Source organism: Thermomicrobiales bacterium (assembly GCA_023954495.1).
Taxonomy (GTDB): domain Bacteria; phylum Chloroflexota; class Chloroflexia; order Thermomicrobiales; family CFX8; genus JAMLIA01.
Map to the genome: position 1 here is coordinate 1 of JAMLIA010000136.1, position 4,056 is coordinate 4,056.

Sequence of the window (4,056 nt, forward strand, 5' to 3'; positions counted from 1 at the left end):
GCGCGTGGCTGGGTGCCGTGCATCTGTTGCTGATGTCACTGGCGGTCATGGCGACCGGCAACCACTACCTGCTCGACATCGTCGCAGGGCTGGCGGTCGTCAGCGTCGCGCTGGGAATTGATTGGGTGCTCTTCCACCGCCGCAACGGTTCGGTCGTTCAGATGATGACCAGCCCACGTACGGTCGCATATGGGACTGCACGATGAGTGATCCTCGTGTGCCGGAGCGCGGCGCGTCGACGGCCATCGTCGGCAGCGCGTTCGCCGAGCAGTCCGCGCCACGCGAGCGCGGCGCGATCTCGACGACGCAGCCGTGGTGGCAAACCGAGGGGCTGGCGCTGGCTGTCCTCGGCATCGTCACGCTCGTCGCAATCGTGCAGGTGTTCTTCCGCGGGGCGCTGATGGGGCAGGACACGGCGACGCAGTTCTACCCGTGGTACGACTACCTCGGCGAGCGCCTACGCTCCGGCAGCATCCCCGGCTGGAACCCGTACCAGTTTTCCGGCGCGCCGTTCGCCGCCGACCCGCAGTCGGGCTGGACCTACCTCCCGGCGATGGTGCTGTTCAGCCTGTTCTCGCTGCCGGTCGCCATCCCCGTCTTCCTGACGCTGCACCTCGTGCTGGCCGGTGGGGCGACCTACGCGCTCGCTCGACTCCTGCGCCTCGGCGTCAGCGGCGCGCTCGTCGCCGCCATCGCCTACGAGCTGTCGGGGCCGGTCTATGGCCGTTCGGTCTGCTGCGCCGCCGGGTTTGAGGTCGCGACATGGGCACCGGTCGCGCTGGTCGGGGCCGAGCTGGCTATTCAGCGCCGCGACATGGTCGGTCGCTTCGTCGGCTGGTTCATCGCCGGGCTGGCGATCAGTCAGGCGCTGGCTGCCTGGCTTGGTCAGGGCTCGTACTACGTCCTGCTGATGGTTGGCGCGTTCATCGCCTACCGCACGCTGCTCGCGCCGGAAGCGTTCGCGAGTGCCTGGCGCTCCCGCATCAGCGGCGCGTTCATGCACGGGGGTGCGGTGCTGGCGATCGGCTTCGGTCTGGCTGCTGCCGGTATCCTGCCGCGCCTCGCCTATATCGAGGCGACCAACGTCTCGGGCGGGCAATACGGCGGTGCGAGCGATTGGGCGTCACAAATCGGCGGCGTGACCTGGTCGATGCTGTTCCACCGCATCCTCGATCCGACGCTGCACTATCCGGGTGCGGCGGCTGGTGCGTTGGCGCTGCTGGCGCTGATTCTGGCGCGCGGCTGGATCGGCACGCGCTTCTTTGCCGGATTCGGCATCGCCGCGATGGTGCTGGCCATGCCGATCGAGACGCCGCTGCATCGCCTGCTCTATCTGGTGTTGCCGCGCTTCGAGGCGCTGCATCAGCACTGGCCGGAGCGCATCGCTGTTGTCGCCTACATCACGGCAGCGCTGCTGGCCGGTGCAACGATCGACGCGCTGGAGCGTCGCCAGCCACGACCGCGCACACTGGCGGTCGCGGCGGCAGTCCCCCTCATCATCATCGGCGTGCAGGTGCTGTTCGGCGTCGGGTTACCGCTGGCCGCGATTCTCGCGGTGGTCGGAGCAGCGGCCATTGTCGGGCTGAGCGCCGTGCCGAGCTTCCGCTTCGTCCGCTCGGCGGCGGCTCCAGCGATGATCCTGATCGTCACCGCCGACCTGCTACTCGGGTTCCACGGCGTCCGAGAAAACGCGCCCTACGGAGGCTTCCACCGGGTCGACATAGAGAGCTACTTCTCAGCCACCGGCGCGGTCCACTTCCTCCGCCGCTCGACGGTCGACGAGCCGGCGCGCTACATCGGCTACGACCCGCAGGAGCGCGTGACCGAAAACGGCCAGGTTGTCCTCTATCGCTATCAGTTCGGCGATCAGGAGACGGCTTCGCTGCTGGTGAACAATCGCGCGACGATGCACGGGATCGACGATGCGCAGGGCTACAATCCGGTCCAGCCGAGCCGCTACGTCGATCTGATGACGGCGCTAAACGGCTCGGCGCAGGAGTACCACGGCGCGAACGTCTTCCCGAACGGGATCAATTCGCCGTTGGTCGACCTGCTGAACATCCGTTACCTGATCGTGCCGTCGGTTCCAACCGACTCGCGGCCCGACCTCGACAAGCTGGCTGAGACGTTCCCGATCGTCTACGCCGACCGCAAGGTCACGATCATGGAGAACCCCGACGCCCTGCCGCGCGCCTGGATCGTCCATGACGCGCAGGTAGCAACGCCGGACGCCACGCTCACGCTCCTCGCCGACGGCAGCGTCGATCCGCGTGAGGTCGTCCTGCTGGAGACAGCGCCGCCTGAACTGGCACCGGGCGATGGCAACGACGCGGTCAGCGTGACGGCGCAGTCGCCGGACTCGATGAGGCTGGCAACGTCCACCAGCGCCGACGGCATGCTGGTCGTCAGCAACGGCTACGATCCGGGCTGGAAGGCGTGGGTCGATGGCGAACAGGTCGAAGTCGTGCCGGCCGATCACGCCCTGCAGGCGATCCCGCTGCCGGCTGGCGAGCACACCGTGACGCTGCGCTACGAGACGCCCGGACTCAACCTCGGTCTGGCGATCACCGGGACGACCGTGCTGCTGCTCATCATCGGTTGGTTCGTCATCCGTCAGCGCGCCAACGGTCGCAGACCGGACGGCGGCGCTACGAGCGGAAGAGTTGACGCGCGAGGAAGAAGACGTTGGCTGGTCGCTCGGCGAGTCGGCGCATGAAATACGGGTACCAACTCGTGCCATACGGCACATAGACCCGCATCCCGTAGCCCTCGTCGGCCAACTTTTGCTGCAAGTCCCGCCGCACACCGTAGAGCATCTGGAATTCGAACTGCTCGGTTGTGACGCGACCGCTGCGCACCTGACCGCGCACCAGATCGAGCATCGCTTCGTCGTGCGTGGCGATGGCTGGGAATGTACCGGCTTCCAGCAGGCGCTCAACGTGGCGACGATAGGCGGCGTCCACGTCGGCTTTGCGCGGATAGGCGATCGTTTCCGGCTCCTGATAGGCACCCTTGACGATGCGGACGCGCGCCGTACGCTCGATCATCTCTTCCAGATCGGTCTCGGTGCGATAGAGCATCGACTGCAGCACGATACCGACGTGCTCGCCGTGCAGGTCGTGGATGCGGCGGAAGAGCGCGAGCGTGCGCTCGGTATAGGGCGAGCCCTCCATATCGATCCTGACGAACCCGCCCATCTCGGAGGCACGGCCGACAATCGCTTGCAGGCGCTGCCAGGTCGTGTCCTCGTCGAGGTCGAGTCCGAGCATGGTCAGCTTGATCGAGATGTGGACGTCCAGCTGCTCGCTGTGCAGCCGCTCCAGGACGGCGAGGTAGGCGTCGGCGGCTGCCTGCGCGGCGGCCTGGCTGGACACGTTCTCACCCAGCAGATCGAGCGTCACCTGCTGGCGACGCGCCAGGATCGAGCGAATCTGGACCAACGCTTCATCGAGATCTTCGCCTGCGATAAACCGCGTAATCAGCGGTCGGGTCAGGCGCGACCCACGAACGATCCGTTCCATCCGCTGGTTACCTGCGAGCCACATCAACATCGCGCGCAGCATCGTGTCCCTCCGCCGATCCATCCCATCTCAGCGCCAATCAGTGTAACGCACGCGATGCCGTATCCGGATAGAATCAGGCTACTTGCGAAGACCACGCGGAAGAGCGGCCCATGTTCGGACTGACGCCGGAGACGGTGATTCGCGATAGCCTCTACGATTTGATTCCGCTCTCACGCGAGGCGGCGGCCATCCTCGCCACGCCCGCGTTCCTGCGCCTCGACGGCATCCAACAGCTCGGCTTCGTCTCACGCGTCTGGCCCGGCGCGAAGCACACTCGCTTCGAGCACTCGCTCGGCGTCATGCACCTGATGCTGCAGGCGCTGACGCATCTCAACGAGCGCGGCGCAGCCATTCCGGACGAGACGGCGCGGGTCGCCATCGCCGCCGCGCTGCTGCACGACATCGGCCACTACCCGTTCAGCCACGCAATCGAAGAGCTGGGTGCGCCGATCGCCAGCCACGAGCAGGTCGGACGGCAGATCGTCACCAAGTC

General features: G+C 66.6%; 4 protein-coding genes. 3 read left to right on the top strand and 1 reads right to left on the bottom strand.

Features of this window, described 5'->3' with window-relative positions; translation table 11 throughout:
• Positions 1-206, top strand: a 206-nt coding sequence (locus M9890_15485; protein MCO5178356.1) for a phosphatase PAP2 family protein, incomplete at its 5' end; no start/stop codon positions are given.
• Positions 203-2,716 (top strand): YfhO family protein, encoded by a 2,514-nt coding sequence (locus tag M9890_15490; GenBank protein ID MCO5178357.1) that lies wholly within the window; start codon positions 203-205, stop codon positions 2,714-2,716. The genes M9890_15485 and M9890_15490, both read left to right, overlap by 4 nt.
• On the opposite strand, the gene M9890_15495 is transcribed toward M9890_15490, so the two are convergent.
• Positions 2,649-3,563: a proline dehydrogenase family protein gene (locus tag M9890_15495; GenBank protein ID MCO5178358.1), complete on the bottom strand. Its 915-nt coding sequence runs from the start codon at positions 3,561-3,563 to the stop codon at positions 2,649-2,651. The two genes, M9890_15490 and M9890_15495, sit on opposite strands and share 68 nt — an antisense overlap.
• 110 nt (positions 3,564-3,673) lie before the next feature.
• Between M9890_15495 and M9890_15500 the strand changes: the two genes are divergently transcribed.
• Positions 3,674-4,056 (top strand): HD domain-containing protein (locus tag M9890_15500; GenBank protein MCO5178359.1); only part of this gene is annotated, 383 nt, incomplete at its 3' end.

What these genes read in the sequence shown, in the direction of transcription:
- M9890_15490 (MCO5178357.1), top strand. Translation starts at nt 203, where the DNA reads ATGAGTGATCCTCGTGTGCCGGAGCGCGGCGCGTCGACGGCCATCGTC.
- M9890_15495 (MCO5178358.1), bottom strand. Translation starts at nt 3,563, where the DNA reads ATGCTGCGCGCGATGTTGATGTGGCTCGCAGGTAACCAGCGGATGGAA.